This window comes from Aliiroseovarius sediminilitoris (assembly GCF_900109955.1).
Lineage (GTDB): Bacteria > Pseudomonadota > Alphaproteobacteria > Rhodobacterales > Rhodobacteraceae > Aliiroseovarius > Aliiroseovarius sediminilitoris.
The window spans coordinates 595,971-612,767 of sequence record NZ_FOJB01000001.1 but is presented as its reverse complement, the minus strand read 5'-3'; the positions used below and the strand labels follow the sequence as shown (position 1 = coordinate 612,767).

At 58.1% G+C, this 16,797-nt stretch carries 19 protein-coding genes; 3 read left to right on the top strand and 16 right to left on the bottom strand.

Annotation, left to right across the window (positions count from 1 at the left end; translation table 11 throughout):
- Positions 1–30 precede the first annotated feature (30 nt).
- The 3 genes from BMY55_RS03075 to BMY55_RS03065 are packed head-to-tail and all read left to right on the top strand — an operon-like array spanning position 31 to position 1,948.
- On the top strand, positions 31–825 hold the full coding sequence (locus BMY55_RS03075) for a sterol desaturase family protein (protein ID WP_091428205.1): 795 nt from the start codon (positions 31–33) through the stop codon (positions 823–825).
- Positions 822–1,448, top strand: coding sequence for a ferredoxin (locus BMY55_RS03070; protein WP_245744633.1), 627 nt, complete (start codon positions 822–824; stop codon positions 1,446–1,448). The genes BMY55_RS03075 and BMY55_RS03070 overlap by 4 nt, the downstream gene beginning before the upstream one ends.
- Positions 1,445–1,948 (top strand): SixA phosphatase family protein, encoded by a 504-nt coding sequence (locus tag BMY55_RS03065; RefSeq protein ID WP_091428203.1) that lies wholly within the window; start codon positions 1,445–1,447, stop codon positions 1,946–1,948. The genes BMY55_RS03070 and BMY55_RS03065 overlap by 4 nt, the downstream gene beginning before the upstream one ends.
- A gap of 143 nt (positions 1,949–2,091) precedes the next feature.
- Here BMY55_RS03065 and BMY55_RS03060 read toward each other — a convergent pair whose 3' ends face one another.
- The 16 genes from BMY55_RS03060 to secY all read right to left on the bottom strand — a co-directional run bounded on the left by BMY55_RS03060 (position 2,092) and on the right by secY (position 16,777).
- A complete protein-coding gene (locus tag BMY55_RS03060) occupies positions 2,092–2,877 on the bottom strand; it encodes an amino acid ABC transporter ATP-binding protein (protein ID WP_091428201.1) in 786 nt (261 codons plus the stop codon).
- Between the two features lie 11 nt (positions 2,878–2,888).
- Positions 2,889–4,367 carry an amino acid ABC transporter permease gene (locus BMY55_RS03055; protein WP_091428200.1) on the bottom strand — a complete coding sequence of 493 codons (1,479 nt, stop codon included), beginning with the start codon at positions 4,365–4,367 and terminating at the stop codon, positions 2,889–2,891.
- Position 4,368: 1 nt separating this feature from the next.
- Positions 4,369–5,631, bottom strand: a complete 1,263-nt coding sequence (locus BMY55_RS03050) for an amino acid ABC transporter permease (protein ID WP_091428198.1) — start codon at positions 5,629–5,631, stop codon at positions 4,369–4,371.
- 121 nt (positions 5,632–5,752) lie between these two features.
- Positions 5,753–6,772 (bottom strand): amino acid ABC transporter substrate-binding protein, encoded by a 1,020-nt coding sequence (locus tag BMY55_RS03045; RefSeq protein WP_091428196.1) that lies wholly within the window; start codon positions 6,770–6,772, stop codon positions 5,753–5,755.
- A 207-nt stretch (positions 6,773–6,979) separates the two neighbouring features.
- Entirely contained in the window at positions 6,980–7,696 is a 717-nt protein-coding gene (locus BMY55_RS03040) for an ATP12 family chaperone protein (RefSeq protein WP_091428194.1), read from the bottom strand.
- Positions 7,693–8,382 carry an HAD-IA family hydrolase gene (locus BMY55_RS03035; RefSeq protein WP_091428192.1) on the bottom strand — a complete coding sequence of 230 codons (690 nt, stop codon included), beginning with the start codon at positions 8,380–8,382 and terminating at the stop codon, positions 7,693–7,695. Before BMY55_RS03035 ends, BMY55_RS03040 begins: the two co-directional genes overlap by 4 nt.
- Complete coding sequence (locus BMY55_RS03030; RefSeq protein WP_091428190.1) at positions 8,379–9,428, bottom strand: RluA family pseudouridine synthase; 1,050 nt, start codon at positions 9,426–9,428, stop codon at positions 8,379–8,381. Before BMY55_RS03030 ends, BMY55_RS03035 begins: the two co-directional genes overlap by 4 nt.
- The gene (gene crcB / locus BMY55_RS03025) at positions 9,425–9,802 is read right to left on the bottom strand and encodes a fluoride efflux transporter CrcB (RefSeq protein ID WP_091431960.1); all 378 of its coding nucleotides are present in this window, start codon (positions 9,800–9,802) and stop codon (positions 9,425–9,427) included. The genes BMY55_RS03030 and crcB overlap by 4 nt, the downstream gene beginning before the upstream one ends.
- Before the next feature lie 78 nt (positions 9,803–9,880).
- A complete protein-coding gene (locus BMY55_RS03020; RefSeq protein ID WP_091428189.1) occupies positions 9,881–11,203 on the bottom strand; it encodes a replication-associated recombination protein A in 1,323 nt (440 codons plus the stop codon).
- Between the two features lie 60 nt (positions 11,204–11,263).
- Positions 11,264–11,875 (bottom strand): helix-turn-helix transcriptional regulator, encoded by a 612-nt coding sequence (locus BMY55_RS03015; protein WP_091428187.1) that lies wholly within the window; start codon positions 11,873–11,875, stop codon positions 11,264–11,266.
- Between the two features lie 184 nt (positions 11,876–12,059).
- The gene (gene rplQ, locus BMY55_RS03010) at positions 12,060–12,488 is read right to left on the bottom strand and encodes a 50S ribosomal protein L17 (protein WP_091428186.1); all 429 of its coding nucleotides are present in this window, start codon (positions 12,486–12,488) and stop codon (positions 12,060–12,062) included.
- A gap of 147 nt (positions 12,489–12,635) precedes the next feature.
- Positions 12,636–13,652 (bottom strand): DNA-directed RNA polymerase subunit alpha, encoded by a 1,017-nt coding sequence (locus tag BMY55_RS03005; RefSeq protein ID WP_091431958.1) that lies wholly within the window; start codon positions 13,650–13,652, stop codon positions 12,636–12,638.
- A gap of 106 nt (positions 13,653–13,758) precedes the next feature.
- A complete protein-coding gene (gene rpsK / locus BMY55_RS03000) occupies positions 13,759–14,148 on the bottom strand; it encodes a 30S ribosomal protein S11 (RefSeq protein ID WP_091428184.1) in 390 nt (129 codons plus the stop codon).
- A gap of 15 nt (positions 14,149–14,163) precedes the next feature.
- Positions 14,164–14,532, bottom strand: a complete 369-nt coding sequence (gene rpsM, locus BMY55_RS02995) for a 30S ribosomal protein S13 (protein ID WP_091428182.1) — start codon at positions 14,530–14,532, stop codon at positions 14,164–14,166.
- Between the two features lie 248 nt (positions 14,533–14,780).
- Complete coding sequence (locus BMY55_RS02990; RefSeq protein ID WP_091428180.1) at positions 14,781–15,425, bottom strand: adenylate kinase; 645 nt, start codon at positions 15,423–15,425, stop codon at positions 14,781–14,783.
- Positions 15,422–16,777: a preprotein translocase subunit SecY gene (gene secY / locus BMY55_RS02985; protein WP_091428178.1), complete on the bottom strand. Its 1,356-nt coding sequence runs from the start codon at positions 16,775–16,777 to the stop codon at positions 15,422–15,424. Before secY ends, BMY55_RS02990 begins: the two co-directional genes overlap by 4 nt.
- Positions 16,778–16,797 lie beyond the last annotated feature (20 nt).

Below are 16,797 nucleotides of genomic sequence, written 5' to 3'. Positions count from 1 at the left end.
GCTTGGTGTGGCAGTCCATAAATTCACCCCATGGAATACGAACTCATTCTTCGGCTGGGCACCTTTCTTGGCCTGTTCGCACTGTTCGCGATTATCGAGGCCAAGGTGCCGCGTCGCCCCCGCACACAGCCACGGCAGACGCGCTGGTTTACAAACCTGTCAATCATCGTGATCGACAGCCTGACCCTGCGCCTGATGGCACTGTTGATGCCATTGCTGGCGGTTGGCGCTGCGCTGGATGCGGAAGCACAGGGCTGGGGGGTCTTCAACACGGTAGATTTTCCCGCGTGGGTCGAGGTCATCGCGGCCATGCTGATCCTTGATCTGGCGATCTGGGCGCAACATGTCGTGTTTCACAAGGTGCCCGTCTTGTGGCGGATGCACCGAGTGCATCACGCCGACCGAGATTTTGATGTCACCACTGCACTTCGGTTTCATCCAGCCGAGATCGCAGCGTCCATGGTCATCAAGATCGGTATGGTTTACCTTCTGGGCGCACCAGCCCTGGGCGTGATCCTTTTCGAGGTCATTCTGAACGGTTCGGCCATGTTCAACCACACCAATATGCGATTGCCGCTGGGTCTTGATCGGTGGCTCCGGTTGGTATTGGTGACGCCAGACATGCATCGCGTTCACCATTCCATTCACAGAGATGAAACAGACAGTAACTATGGCTTCTGCTTGTCGATTTGGGATCGTATGTTCAAGACATACACAGATCAACCCCGGGATGGGCATGATGACATGGTGATTGGGCTGGAATGGCAAGACGACAATCCATCAAAACTGGGCTGGAGCCTGCTGCTGCCGTTTCGCCGCAAGTGACCCTAGTCGATCTGACGCGTGAAGCACGCACCCTTCAGTTGGATGTTTTCGGGGCACTGCATGATGGACCGGACACGATAGTTCTGCTGGGTCCACTTGAGCCGGGGTTCTGGGCTCGATTCACCGAAAGTGCCGAATATGCCGACGGTTTGCCCGACCCGATGGATCGTTGGTCGAAATGCGCGATCACTGATTTGGCCAACCGTTGGGCAGGACAGGCAATCTTTCCATCTGACGGGCCACCCTATCCGCCATTTTTTGACTGGGCCTTGCGATCTGGTCGGGCGTGGCAATCGCCGGTAACACTGTTGGTTCATGACACCGCCGGTCTGTGGGTCAGCTATCGCGGCGCGATCAGACTGACCGGTCACATGGACCTTCAGACCGCTGCTACCTGTCCCTGCAATGACTGCCCGGCCCCGTGCCGCAGCGCTTGCCCGGTTGGCGCGTTGGGATCAAATGGATACGATATCACCACATGCCTTGCCCATCTGAACGGCGACGACAGCACTGATTGCATGGGGTCGGGATGCGCCGCGCGCCGTGCTTGCCCCGTCAGCCAAAACTATGGCAGGTTGGCCGCTCAGTCTGCATTTCACATGAAAGCGTTTAACCCAACATGACATTGACCCTGATCCTGACCCGACATGCTAAATCCAGCTGGGGTGACGCTGATCTGGATGATCATTCCCGACCGTTGAACAAGCGCGGGCGCGCCTCGGCCAAGGCCATCGGGCGCTGGCTGGCGGCGCAGGGGTATGTGCCTGACACGGTTCTGTGCTCGGACGCCGCGCGCACGCGTGAAACATGGGCGCTGATCGCCGACAAGTTCATCAAAGCCCCCAAGGCGACCTATTCCCGCGCGCTGTATCTTGCAAACCCAGAGACGATGCTAATCGCGCTCAAATCGGCCGAGACGGACACGGTGATGATCGTCGCCCACAACCCTGGCTCTGCTTTCATGGCCAGACGGCTGGCTATCACACGTCATCCCCACCCAAAGTTTCAACACTACCCAACAGCTGCAACGTCTGTGATAGAATTTGATTTGGACAAATGGACGGAAGTGGATTGGGGAACCGGGCGGGTCGTTGATTTTGTCATCCCGCGCGAGCTGATCTGAGGCGATAATTTGAAAAAGGGGCGCCGCCCCTCGCGGCGTTGCCGCTCACCCCGGGATATTTTTGGCCAGAAGAAACGGCCGGCCGCAGACGTAAAGACCCCGCACGGGACGGTGCGGGGTTTCTTGGTTGACGGGTGTGCAGATCAGAGAATCTGGCTGAGGAACAGTTTGGTCCGTTCGTTCTGTGGGTTGTTGAAGAATTCGTTGGGTTCGTTCTGTTCCACAATCTGACCGGCATCCATGAAGATCACGCGGTTGGCGACCTCTTTCGCGAAGCCCATTTCGTGGGTCACGCAGAGCATGGTCATGCCTTCCTCGGCTAGTTCAACCATGGTTTCCAGCACTTCCTTGATCATCTCAGGATCAAGCGCCGAGGTCGGTTCGTCAAACAGCATGATCCGCGGCATCATGCAGAGCGAGCGGGCGATGGCCACCCGCTGTTGCTGGCCCCCCGACAACATGCCCGGATATTTGTGGGCCTGTTCGGGGATCTTGACCTTCTCAAGGAAGTGCATCGCGACTTCTTCCGCCTCTTTCTTGGGCGTCTTGCGCACCCAGATCGGCGCCAGCGTGCAGTTTTCCAGGATGGTCAGGTGCGGGAACAGGTTGAAGTGCTGAAACACCATCCCCACTTCCGATCGCACCTTGTCGACGTTTTTCAGATCCGAGGTCAGCTCGGTCCCATCCACGATGATCTTACCTTCCTGATGTTCCTCAAGCCGGTTGATGCATCGGATCAGTGTCGATTTACCCGAACCAGACGGCCCGGCGATAACGATTCGTTCGCCCTGATAGACAGTCAGGTCGATGTCGCGCAGCACGTGGAAGGATCCGTACCACTTGTTCATGCCACTGATTTCGATGGCAACCTCGTCCGACACTTCCATCTTGGAACGATCGGCATGGGTTTCGAGAGTAATAGAAGACATAAGTCTCTCCTTTAACGGTGGTCCGTGCGAAGCCGGCGTTCGAGATACATCGAATAGCGCGACATTGAGAAACAGAAGACGAAGAACATGAAGGCGATGAAGCCGTAAAGCTCCCACACCACTCCGTTCCAGTCCTGGTCTGCACGGATAGCATTTGACAGTCCCAACGGATCAAGCAGGCCGATGATCGACACCAGAACCGTGTCTTTGAACACGCCGATAAATGTCGACACGATCCCGGGGATCGAGATCTTCAGGGCTTGCGGCATGATGATCAGGCGTTGCGCTTTCCAGTAATCAAGCCCAAGCGCGTCTGCGGCCTCGTATTGGCCCTTGGGAAGGGCTGCGAGCCCGCCCCGAACCACTTCGGCCATATAGGCCGCGGCGAAGAGCGTCACCATGATCAACACCCGGAGGATGATATCGAAGTTAGTGCCGGGTGGCAGGAAGATGTTCAACAGCGTGGACGCCACGAACAACAACGTGATCAGCGGCACACCGCGAATGAACTCGATAAAGCCCACGCAGAGCGCCTTGACGATCATCAAATCCGACTGACGGCCCAAGGCCAAGACGATGCCGATGGGCAGCGAGCAGGCAATGGCAACGACGCCGATGGTGATCGACAGCATGAAGCCCCCGAAGTTACGGCTTTCAACAGCCTCAAGCCCGATGGGAATGATGCTTTGCACAAGATCTGCGAACCCAACCGTGAAGACCATCCACCAGGCCAGCGCCGCCAAGACAGCGATGATCAACCCAGCCAAAGTGCCTGTGATGGGCGCGAGAAAGCGAAACGCAAAGTAGCCGACCACAAAGCCCAAAGCCGCACCAATTGGCAACCAGATCGACCCGCCCCAAAGCAGCCAAGGCGCGATGAAGGGGAAGATCGCCGAGAAGATCAGCGGATTGGGAAGGCGCTTTGCGCCTGACGCAATTTGGGCGGCACGATCCTCTTTCGTGGTCGAAAATGCCTGGAAGCCGATGTAACCAGCCGCGCCCAACAATGCCAATCCAAGGATGATCCCCAGCACGCCGGCCAGATAAAGCGCGGCCAGTCCAAGCACCGCGAGAAGCAGCACCCAGTTCATCCGACGCGAGATCATGTTGAACAGCACCGGGATCAGCGCCACAAACAGCAGCGCGAAGGCTACGACTGGCCGCCAGCGTTCTGCTTCAGGATAGAAGCCGAAAAGAAGTTGCACCCAGCGTTCCCGGATCACCCCCCAGCAGGCCGAACTATGGCCGCCATCGGCGCCAAAAATCTCGCGGCATTCGTTCAGGGACGCGCTGTTCCATGTTGGTGCAAACACCCATGGGATCAGAAACGACAGAACCGACCACAGAAAGACAAGCGCCAGAATGGTCAGGATCGAGTTGCCGATCCCGTTGAACAAATTGACGCGTGCCCAGCCCACGACGCCAATCTGCGATGCAGGCGGGGCGCGTTCGGGCAACATTTCTGAGCGGACATAAGATAGATCAGACATATCAGCGCTCCCTCAGCTTCACGGATTCGTTGTACCAGTTCATCACCGCTGAGATCGTCAGCGAGATCGTCAGATACACCAGCATGAGCAGCAGAACCGTCTCGAGCTCGCGACCTGTCTGGTTCATTGTGATGCCACCCAAGGTGCCCGTGATGTCCATGTAGCCCACGGCAATCGCCAGCGAGCTGTTTTTTGTAAGGTTCAAATAGTTCGAAATCAGCGGCGGAATGATCACCCGCAGAGCCTGCGGCAGGACCACAAGGCTCATGGTGCGGTTTGCGCGAAGTCCCAGCGCGCTGGCGGCTTCGGTCTGACCTTTGGAAACGGCCAGAATTCCTGCGCGCACGATTTCGGCGATGAAGGCCCCGGTATAAAGCGATAGCGCGAGCCATAGGGCGATCAACGAATTGCGAAGATGGGTGCCGCCCTGGAAGTTGAAACCCTTCAGGGCGGGATAGCCGAGATAGAACCCCAGGACCATCAGGACCAACAGAAACGGCACGACGATGGCGCCCAGACGCCAATGCCATGTGCGGGGGCGCACGCCCGTGGCCTCTTGAACGACGTCTGCCCGGCGTTTGATCAGCACCGAGGTCAGAATGCCCGCAATCAGCACGGCCAGCAGAGCGAGCAGGTCAAGGCTGACATCGAAACGAAGGCTGGAAGTGCCGAGAAGATGAACGTCACCCAAGCTGCGCGAAAACAGCGGTTCGGGAATGTATATCCCGCGGTTTGTGACCGCCACGCTATCCCCCAGGGACATGGTCGCCTCGCCTTTGCGGAAGGCACTGGGTTGCGGAAGGGTTTCGATCAGAACCGCCATGATGAACACGATCCACAGCAGGACCGGCACATTGCGGAAACCTTCCACATAGACGGCGGACAGCCGCGACACGATCCAGTTTGGCGACAGGCGCAGAACACCGATGATCACTCCGATCACGGTGGCGGCAATACAACCCATCACAGCAACGAGAAGTGTGTTCAGAAGTCCCATAAGCGATGCGCGCAAATGGGTGTCTTGTGAATCATAATCCAGAAGACGTTGGTTGATGTCGTAACCCGCAGGTTCCATCATGAAGCTGAAACTGGGTTCTTTCCCAAGATCGGCAAGGTTTTGGGCGGTGTTCGACAGCAGCCAGCCGATAAGCATCAGAAAGCCGATCAAAGCGACAATCTGGATGGTCATCGAGCGATACCGGCTGTCATACAACAGCATTGATAGCCGGAACTGGCCCTGATGAGGGTCGGTTATAGTTGTCATTGATGACGTCCCCGTTGCCCTTGGCTTTGTTTGTTTAACTGCGGATCGAGCCGCGGTGCCAAGGTGCGTTCATATAGAAACGAAAAGGGCGTGGAAGCTCCACGCCCTTTCCCAGGATGTTTTAGCGGAAGGGCGGCGAGTAGATCAGACCGCCATCTTTCCACTGAGCGTTCAGGCCACGGGCCAAAGCGATCGGGGTGCTTTCGCCGATGTTCTTGGCAAACAACTCGCCATAGTTGCCGCCTGCCATGATGGCGCGCTTGGCCCAGTCCGCATCAAGGCCGAGCATTTCGCCCAGGTTGCCCTCGGTGCCCAGCATACGGTTGATTTCCGGGTTGTCGCCCGCTGCCGCCGACAGTTCACCGATATTGGTCGACGTGATGCCCAGCTCTTCTGCCGAGATCAGCGCGTTCAGCGTCCAGCGGACGATGTCGCCCCACTCGTTATCGCCGTGACGGACCAGCGGACCCAGCGGCTCTTTCGAGATGATTTCCGGCAGAACAACGTGTGCCGACGGGTCTTCAAAAGTGGCGCGCGTCGCGGCCAGACCCGAAGCGTCGGTGGTATAGGTGTCACACGCACCAGCAAGATACTGTTGCTGACCTTCAGCGTTGGTTTCGATCGGCACGGGTTCATAGCTGATGTTGTTTGCGCGGAAGAAATCCGCCAGGTTCAGCTCGGTGGTGGTGCCAGTCTGGATACAGACGGTTGCACCGTCCAGATCCTTGGCAGAGCTTACACCCATCTCTTTCGAGACAAGGAAACCCTGGCCGTCATAGTAGTTCACGCCAACGAAGTCGAACTTCAGGTCGACGTCGCGCGACAGCGTCCAGGTCGTGTTACGTGCCAGCAGATCGACCTCACCCGAAGCCAGAGCGGTGAAGCGCGTCTTACCCGTGGTCGGAACAAACTCGACCGCGTTTGCGTCACCCAGCACAGCAGCAGCCACAGCGCGGCAGATACCGACGTCGAAACCTTCCCACTTGCCGTTTGCGTCCGGTGCGGCGAAGCCGACAAGACCGGTGGTCACACCACAGTTCAGCTTGCCACGCGCCTTGACATCATCAAGGGTCGCAGCTGCCGAAGCGCCAGCAGCCAAGCTGGCGACAGTCAGTGCGCCAAGAAAAACGGTTTTTTTCATGTTTACCTCTTCCTGATAGTTGCCCGTTGTTTCGGGCTATTGCGCAGCCATATTGGCCACATCCATGTCTGCGAAAGGACAGACCCCTCTCAACATGGGTAGGAGTTTGAAAGAATTGATCAGTTATCGTCAAGGGCAACATCGCGAATTGCGATGCTTAACCTAGAGGAAAGCAAGAATATTATCGAGGCTAACGTATTGGTTGCGTTATGTTTCGCGGCGGCTGGCGTGGAAGAACCACGCCGCGTTCACAATGTCGATACGTTTTTTCTCTGCAAGTTCCGAGGCTTCTTCGTCAACACCCCATTGTTCCTCTTGCCAGGACTCATCCAGCCGGGACAGTTCCCATGCCTCGTTCACAGATAACCTTTCGGAGGTAACGGCTAGCGCCAATACTAGTGATCCGCTGATCGCCACCAGGTCGTGGAAGCCCGCCAGCTCGAAATCCGACAGTGCATGCACTTGTTTCGTGAGCCGGACCAACGCATCACCATCCTGTGGTTGGTGCATGATTCCCGATACGGGACGCAACCGCGCATCCAACGCATCCGCCGCCCAGTCCAGCAGCGGGTCCCAGAGTTCCGACTGACGGGCCACCAATTCTTCGGGATGGGTGGCGCGATAGCACAGAAGGTCGCTGTCACCAAAGGCGGCCAACATGTCAGCCACCTCTGTGAATTGGTGCGCGACTTTGTCCAATGCCGAATTTGCGGTGCGGGTGACGGGCATGGTGGCAGGATCAATTTTATCAACCTGCGCGTCCCATTCCTTGGAAATTGCCCCGGCCAACGCCAAAGTTGGCACGCGCAGAGGTTTCTTGGCGGGCGTCTTGATGGGGCGACCATCCAGTTCGACCGAATACCCACCCTCGGTTTCAACGACCTGCGCCTGCTTCCAAAAACGTTTTGCCGCCCAGTCGCTCATGCTTGTCCCCAAAGTTCGTCCAAGGCTGCTGTCAGATCCGCATAGGTATCAACCAACAGATCGGCGCCGGCTGCAATCAACCCTTCCCGCGAGTGATACCCCCAGGTGACACCGATGGTGCGATAGCCGGCAGCGCGGCCCATTTCCATATCGAAGCTCGTGTCGCCGATCATCACAGCCTGCGCGACTTCGGCACCGGTTTCGGCCAGCGCCGCATGCAACATGGAGGGGTGAGGCTTCGACGGATGGTTGTCAGCCGTTTGGCTGGTCGCGAAAAAGCGCCGCAGGTCATGCGCGTCATAGGCATGTTCAAGCCCACGCCGCGCCTTGCCGGTTGCCACGCCCAGCAACACCTCGTCCCGCCTGTGCAGATGCTCCAGCGCCACCCGCGCGCCCGGATACATTGGAGCGGATGCCTCGCCCCCTTTTTCCGCGCGCAACTGGATAAACATGTCCTTGTATTGGTGTGACGCCTCGGCGACTTCAGGCGCGCTCAAGCCCGGCACAAGACGCTGGATAGCGTCATGCAGCGACAGCCCCACAATCGACAGCACCTCGTTCCGCGTGGGCAGGGGTACACCCATCGCTCGAAACGCGCGGTTCATCGCTTCGACGATAAAATCCTGACTGTCGATCAGCGTGCCATCGACATCGAACACAGCCAATCGCAACGGCGCATCCCTCATTCCAAATCCTCGAACGGGTCGGCGGACACGTCGCCATCCTGCCAGCCCATATAGTCCCACGTCCGCTGCATATGTTCGGGCAGCGGCGCGGTGATCGTCACCTGTTTCTTTGTCACCGGGTGCGTGAACGTGATCGAGCGGGCGTGCAGATGCAGTTTCTTCGATAACTCGCCGCCCAATTGCGCGCCCCACCCGTCGCCCAGGTTTTCCTGGCTTGACCCACCGTATTTCCCGTCACCGGCAATCGGATGACCAAGCTCGGCCATATGGGCGCGAAGCTGGTGGGTTCGGCCCGTCACCGGCACCAGCGCCACCCACGCCGCACGGCTGGCCAACGTTGTCAGCACCGCATAATCGGTGGTCGCTCGCTTGGCACCGGGTGTTTCGTCCACATGCCGCGGATGCACGCAGATCATCTTTTCCGCTTCACCTTTGCCGCCATGGCCCGGTGCTTTGACCAGCCCCCAACGCAACGTGCCCCAACGTGGTTGCGGGACGCCGGCCACCAAGGCCCAATAGATCTTGCGGGTATCGCGCGCTCGGAACGCCTGTGTCAGCTCAGCGGCCATCTTCTGGCTGCGCGCCAACAGCAGAACGCCTGACGTGTCCTTGTCGAGCCTGTGCACAAGCCGCGGCTTATCCTCGCGACCGAATTTCAACGCCTCGGCAAGCCCGTCCACATGGCGGGACTGTTTGCTGCCACCCTGACTCGGAAGTCCCGGCGGCTTGTTCAGCGCAATGATATGATCGTCACGATACAGCACACAGGACCTGATCAACTTTGCATCGGCATCGGACACGCGCGGCTGGGGTTTCGGACGGTCCTGTCCGCCTTCCGGCACCGGCAACGGGGGCACCCGCACTTCGTCGCCCGGTGCGATACGGGTCGAGGTTTTGACCTTCGCACCATTCACGCGAAATTCGCCCTTGCGACATCCCTTCTCGATCCGCCCCTGCCCGACATGCGGAAACATTCGCTTGACCCAGCGATCCAGCCGTTGTTCAGCCTCGTCCGGGCCGATTGTGATCACTTGAACGCCGCTCATGTCAGCACCATTCGTGCGACAAGCAGACCAGCGACGAGACCCGCCAGCGACAGCACTACGGACCCGACCACATATCCGCTGGCAGCCACGACTTGCCCCCGCTCATACAGCGTGACCGCATCCAGTGAAAACGCAGAGAATGTGGTGAACCCGCCCAACAGCCCCGTCATCAGGAAAGGTGCTGCCGCCTGACCGCCTTTGCGGGCAAGTGCCACCACCAGAACGCCCATCAGGAACGAACCGAGGATATTCACGACCAGTGTGCCAGCCGGAAAACCATGGCCCAGCCATCGCGTGACCGCGTTGCCGGTCAGATACCGGGCCGAGGCACCGATTGCGCCACCAAGGGCAACTTGAAACAGGGGTGTCATCATGCGGTCTGACTGAGGCCACAGGCCGCGCTTGTCAAGCATCTGGGTGGACTTTGCGACCCTCTGACCGTGATGGACGACTTAATCGACCCGCTTGGATCGAAGCCGTGCGAAATAGTCGACACGTTTCTTCAATTCACGTTCAAACCCCCGCTCAACCGGCACGTAATAGATGCCCCGCTTGACCCCGTCGGGGAAATAGTTCTGCCCCGAAAACCCGTCTGGTGCATCGTGGTCATAGGCATATCCGGCGCCATAGCCCTGCTCCTCCATCAATTGCGTCGGGGCATTCAGGATATGCTTGGGTGGTGGTTCGGACCCGGTTTTCTTCGCCGCAGCCATCGCCGTTTTGTAAGCCACATAGGCTGCATTGGATTTCGGAGCCAATGCCAGATAGGTCACCGCCTGTGCCAGCGCCAATTCGCCTTCGGGGCTGCCCAGCCGCTCATACGTCTCCCACGCGTCCAGACAGACGCGATGGGCTTGCGGATCGGCCAGCCCGATGTCCTCCACCGCCATGCGGGTGACGCGTCGGGCAAGGTAACGGGGGTCTTCGCCACCCGTCAGCATTCGCGCCAGCCAGTAAAGCGCAGCGTCCGGGTCCGATCCGCGTACCGATTTGTGCAGGGCCGAGATCAGGTTGTAATGCTCATCCCCAGATTTGTCATAAATCGCAGCACGCTTCATCAACCGGGTGGACAACCCGTCAACGTCCAGCTTGACGTCGATCTTCCACGCAAAAATCTGCTCGATCAGGTTCAGCAGCGCGCGCCCGTCCCCGTCAGCCATTTCAAGCAATGCCTCGCGTGCCTCGCCGGTCAGCGGCAAGGGGCGGTCCAGCTCCTTCTCGGCCCGCTGGGCAAGCCGTTCCAGATCGGCCAGCGTCAGGCGGGTCAGCACCAGCACTTGCGATCGTGACAACACAGCGGCGTTCAGTTCGAAGGATGGATTTTCAGTGGTTGCCCCAACCAGAAGGATGGTGCCGTCTTCCATATGTGGCAGGAACCCGTCCTGTTGCGCCTTGTTGAAGCGGTGGATTTCATCCACGAACAGCAGAGTGCCCTGACCATTTGATCGCCTGTGGCGTGCCGCTTCAAAGACCTTGCGAAGCTCGGGCACACCAGTGAAAATTGCGCTGATCTGAACGAAATGAAGATCGGTTTCCTGCGCCAGAAGACGCGCAACGGTGGTTTTGCCAACGCCAGGCGGACCCCAGAAGATCAGCGACCCAAGGCTTCCGGCTGCGAGCATCGTGCCAAGCGGTGCATCTGGCCCAAGTACCTGTTCCTGCCCGATAACCTCGGACAACGATTGCGGCCTGAGCCGGTCGGCCAAGGGGCGCGGGGCGTCTTTTCCACCCTCAGGCGTCTTGGACGCGGGATCATTATCGAACAGGTCAGCCATGATCCAAACCTAGGGGTGCATCGGGGTCGTTGAAAGGTGAAAATGACCCGGCGGGTCAAGCTATAGAAGGTTGTATTCTTGCGCGCGCTGGATTGCTTCGGCGGTGGTGCGAACAAACAGCTTTTCGCGCGCGCTGCGCAACCGGGCCTTCAGCGCACTTTCCGAGATGCCCAAAAGGGCTGCCGCCTCGGCATGTCGGCTGCCTTTGGCGATCAGTCGCAATGCCATCCGCTGCGCTGAAGTCAGTTGTTCCGGCGGCGTCGACTTCTCGTGCAATTCGACTACCAGATTGTGGATAATCTCGATCTCGGCGTCCGTGAATTCTCGATCATCACGCGCGAAACCACCAATTGTGCGCGATGCCGTCGACCCATGCGACACCGCCACGCCGTATTTCAAACCAAAACCGGCAGCTTGTGACAGGATCCCATGCGGGTCAGGCAGGTCCAACGCGCTCCACCGGATGGTGCCTTCGTTGCCAAAACCCCAGAACACCATCGGGTCCGCCAACATATATCCTTTCTCGGTGTAAAGTTGGCTCCAGCGCGGGTCGTATGTCTGAATCATAATATGCGCCGACGCGTACCGAATGTGCAGCCCCAGCGCATAGCCCTTGGGTGCCAAGTCCGACAACTTGGCCAGCCCTTGATCAAGGCCAAAATCTTCGACCATCGTTCTTATCCCCAATCCCCACACCTATCCTTTTAGACAGTTGTGCAGGAGTCAAACAACCTAAAATTGTTTCCGCTGTTTTTCTTTCCGTTAGATTAGGTTTCAAGCAAAATATGCGTCATCCGCATACAAAAACCCCGCGCAAACAGCGCGGGGTTTCCGAAATCCCAGTTGGGCGCGATCTTTATTCGTCGGTCGCGTCAGCAGCTTCTTCTGCTTCCAGACGTGCGCGGTCGGCAGCGCCTTTGGCATCTGCGTCGCGGTCAACAAACTCGATGATTGCCATCGGTGCCATGTCACCATAGCGGAAGCCAGCTTTCAGAACGCGGACATAGCCACCTTGGCGCTCAGCAAAGCGCGGGCCCAGAACGTCGAACAGTTTTGCGACATGCTGATCTTGCTTCAGACGCGACGCAGCCTGACGGCGAGCGTGAACGTCACCACGTTTTGCCAGCGTGATCATCTTCTCGATGATCGGGCGCAGTTCTTTGGCTTTCGGCAGGGTTGTTTTGATCTGTTCGTGTTCGATCAGCGAACCAGCCATGTTGGCGAACATCGCCTTGCGGTGTTCATGGGTGCGATTCAGGCGGCGGTAACCACGAGCGTGACGCATTTTCTTAATCCTTCTTTGGTGCTCTTGAACGAGCGGTGCTTTGTCCGAGAACCGATGCGTGTCGGTCCCTCTCCTTGGGGCAGGATTGCCCGGATGTTCCCTGCTATTGCAGGCATTAAGGGGCCACCAAGGCAGCCCCTGATTTCTTTAGAACTGGTCTTCGAATTTCTTGGCCAGTTCTTCGATGTTCTCAGGCGGCCATTCTTCGACATCCATGCCGAGGTGCAGACCCATGCCCGAAAGCACTTCCTTGATCTCGTTCAGCGACTTGCGGCCGAAGTTCGGGGTGCGCAGCATCTCGGCTTCGGTCTTCTGGATCAGATCGCCAATATACACGATATTGTCGTTCTTCAGGCAATTTGCCGAACGGACGGACAGCTCCAGTTCGTCCACTTTCTTCAGCAGAAGCGGGTTGAACTCGAGCCCATCGTCTTCGTCCTGGCGGCCAGCCGCTTCCGGCTCGTCGAAGTTCACGAAGATCGACAGCTGGTCCTGTACAATGCGTGCGGCGAAGGCCACGGCATCTTCCGGGGTAACAGACCCATCGGTTTCCAGTTTCAGGGTCAGCTTGTCATAGTCCAGCACTTGGCCTTCGCGGGTCGGTTGAACGTCATAGCTGACCTTCTTGACCGGCGAATAGATCGCATCGACCGGGATCAGGCCGATCGGCGCATCTTCCGGCTTGTTCTTATCCGACGCGACATAGCCTTTGCCAGTGTTGACGGTCAGTTCCATGAACAGGTCCGCCCCGTCGTCAAGGTGACAGATCACATGATCCTTGTTCAGGATCTCGATACCAGCAGTTTCCGAGATATCGCCAGCGGTTACAACCATCGGACCTTTGGCCGAAATCGACAGGCGCTTGGGCCCTTCGACTTCCATGTTGATCGCGACACCTTTGAGGTTCAGAACGATGTCGGTGACATCTTCACGCACACCTGCGACCGAGCTGAATTCATGCAGCACATTGTCGATCTGCACCGATGTGATGGCGGCACCTTGCAGGCTGCTCATCAGCACCCGCCGCAGGGCATTGCCCAATGTCAAACCAAAACCGCGCTCAAGCGGCTCGGCCACAACAGTTGCCTGACGCGCAGGGTCGTTGCCCGGCTTTACGTCCAACTGTGTCGGCTTGATCAATTCGGCCCAATTTTTATGGATCATGCGTCCCTCCATACCAGTCCTGTCCCCATGTCCAAAGGGCAGGACGCCCGAGGTTAAAATGACGGAAACCGGGCCGCGACAACCGCAGCCCGGCGAAATAATCTGATTACACGCGGCGGCGTTTCGGCGGGCGGCAACCGTTATGGGCAATCGGCGTCACGTCACGGATCGACGTGATGTTGAAACCGACTGCAGCCAAAGCACGCAGAGCCGATTCACGGCCCGAACCGGGGCCTTGCACTTCGACTTCCAGCGTTTTGACGCCATGTTCCTGCGCCTTCTTGCCAGCATCTTCAGCCGCCATCTGGGCAGCGTAAGGTGTCGATTTACGCGACCCTTTGAAGCCCATGGTGCCAGCCGACGACCACGAAATGGCGTTGCCTTGAACGTCCGAAATCAGGATCTTGGTGTTGTTGAACGAAGAGTTCACGTGAGCAACACCGGATGCGATGTTCTTACGCTCTTTACGCTTTGTACGAATTTTATCGCGAGCCATTGGTCAAACCCTCCCTTATTTCTTCTTACCGGCAATGGCCTTTGCGGGGCCTTTGCGGGTACGAGCGTTGGTGTGTGTACGCTGACCGCGCACAGGGAGGTTGCGGCGATGGCGCAGACCGCGATAGGCCCCCAGATCCATCAGACGCTTGATGTTCATCTGCACTTCTCGACGCAGATCACCTTCGACGGTATAGGTCGCGTCGATGTGCTCGCGGATGGCCAGAACTTCGGCATCCGACAGCTCGTTCACACGGCGGGTCGGATCGATTTTCACAGCTTCGCAGATGGCTTTGGCCGAAGTGTGACCAATTCCGGTGATATATGTCAGGGCGATCGGGACCCGTTTGTGGGTCGGGATGTTTACGCCGGCGATACGTGCCACGTGTCACTTTCCTTTTCGTTGCGGTTCCGTAATGCCGGAACCTTTTTTCACAACGGAAGCCCGCCGGATTATTCCTGCGGGCCGCGCTGAATTTCTGATCTGGTGGGATAGGGGAGCGACCCCGAATACACACCGATTCCCGTTAGGGATGGGGTGACTTAGATGGGATTGAGGAGGGCGTCAACCCGTCTTTGTTCATAGGTCGAAATATCCGAGCCATTCACATGAATTCGGACCAACTGTGCGACTCAGGCGTCCAACACATTCGCGATCGCTGCCTTCACCTCGGCTATTTCGCCCAGCCCGTCCACCGACCGCAGATCACCCTTGGCGTGGTAATATCCAATCAACGGCGAGGTCTTCTTGTAATACTCCATCAACCGGGTGCGCAGGCTTTCTTCATTGTCATCTGCACGGCGCTTGAACTCGGTGCCGCCGCAGTTCGAACATTTGCCATCCGCCGGGATCGGCTTCGAGATGTCGTTATAGCCTTCACCACAGTTGCCGCAGGTTGAGCGCGCAGTGATGCGCGCCACCAGCGCCTCGTCATCCACGCGCATTTCAATCACAGCATCCAGCTTGGCATTGTGTTTGGCCAACAGGTCGCCCAACGCATCCGCTTGCGCCAGCGTCCGGGGGAAGCCGTCGAAAATGAAGCCACCGCCGTGCTCGCCTTCAAGCTTTTCTTCGATCAGGCCAATGACGATCTCATCCGTGACAAGCTCGCCCGCGTCCATGATCGCGGCCACTTTCTTGCCCATGTCGGTGCCCGACGCTTTTGCTTCGCGCAGCATGTCACCGGTCGACAGCTGGATCATGCCACGCTCGTCTTCCAAAATGCGGGCTTGCGTGCCTTTTCCGGCACCGGGCGGTCCAAGCAGAATGATATTCATCGACGCGACGGAGCTTTTTTCGAGCGTTTCTTGCCGCGAAGCTGCGACTTCTCGATCAGGCCTTCATACTGATGCGCCAGAAGATGCGATTGAACCTGTTGGATCGTATCCATTGTCACCGACACAACGATCAGAACCGAGGTGCCGCCAAAATAGAACGGAATGGCCAACTGGCTGCGCAGGATTTCCGGCAGCAGGCTGACCGCGGCCAGATAGCTCGATCCCACAACCAACAGACGCACGACGACATAATCCAGATACTCGGCGGTTTTCTTGCCGGGGCGGATACCGGGCACAAAGCCGTTCTGGCTTTTCAGGTTGTCGGCGACCTCATCCGTCTTGAACGCCACCTCGCGGGTGTAGAAGAAGGTAAAGAACACGATCATGGCCGTGAAGAACAGCAGATAGAGTGGTTGACCCGGCCCGAAATAAGCCAAGACAACCGACATAACCGGCCCCGCCTGCCCCGACGAGAAGGTCGAGATCGTGGTCGGCAGCAACAGCAGAGCGGATGCAAAGATCGCCGGGATCACGCCCGCGGGGTTCACTTTGATCGGCAAGTGCGACGACCCACCGTCATAGACCTTCATGCCCACCTGACGGCGCGGATATTGAATATGGATCTTGCGCAGCGCGCGTTCCATGAACACGACAAAGCCAATCACGGCCACAACCATCACCAGCACACCGATGATCACTGCGGGGCTGATCGCGCCAGACCGGCCAGAGGCAAGGAATTGCGCCAAGGCTGCCGGGATTTCGGCGACGATGCCGACGAAGATGATCAGCGAGATGCCGTTGCCGATGCCGCGTGCGGTGATTTGTTCGCCCAGCCACATCAGGAACATGGTGCCACCGACAAGGGTGATCACGCAGGCGGCAATGAAGAACCCACCGGGGTTGGTGACAAGATCACCGGCTTGCAGACTGTTTGCCAAGGCAAAGGCCTGGCCAGTGGCCAGCAGAACCGTGCCGTAACGGGTGTATTGGTTGATCTTCTTGCGGCCTTGCTCGCCTTCCTTCTTCAGCTGCTTCAGGGGTTCCCACATGGAAGACAGAAGCTGCACGATGATCGAGGCCGAGATATAGGGCATAATCCCAAGGGCGAACACGCCCATTCGGCTGAGCGCACCGCCGGTGAACATGCCAAGCACGCCCGCAATGCCGGACTGCGCCTGGTCCATGAACTCGCGCAGGGCCGCGCCATCAATCCCCGGAATGGGGATATAGGTGCCAAGGCGGTAAATGATCAGAAGCCCGATCGTGAAGAATATCCGCTGACGCAGCTCGGTCGCCTTGCCAAAGGCGCCCCAGCTCATGTTTGCGGCCATTTGTTCTGCTGCAGATGCCATAAGGCCCCCTCGTCAAGTAA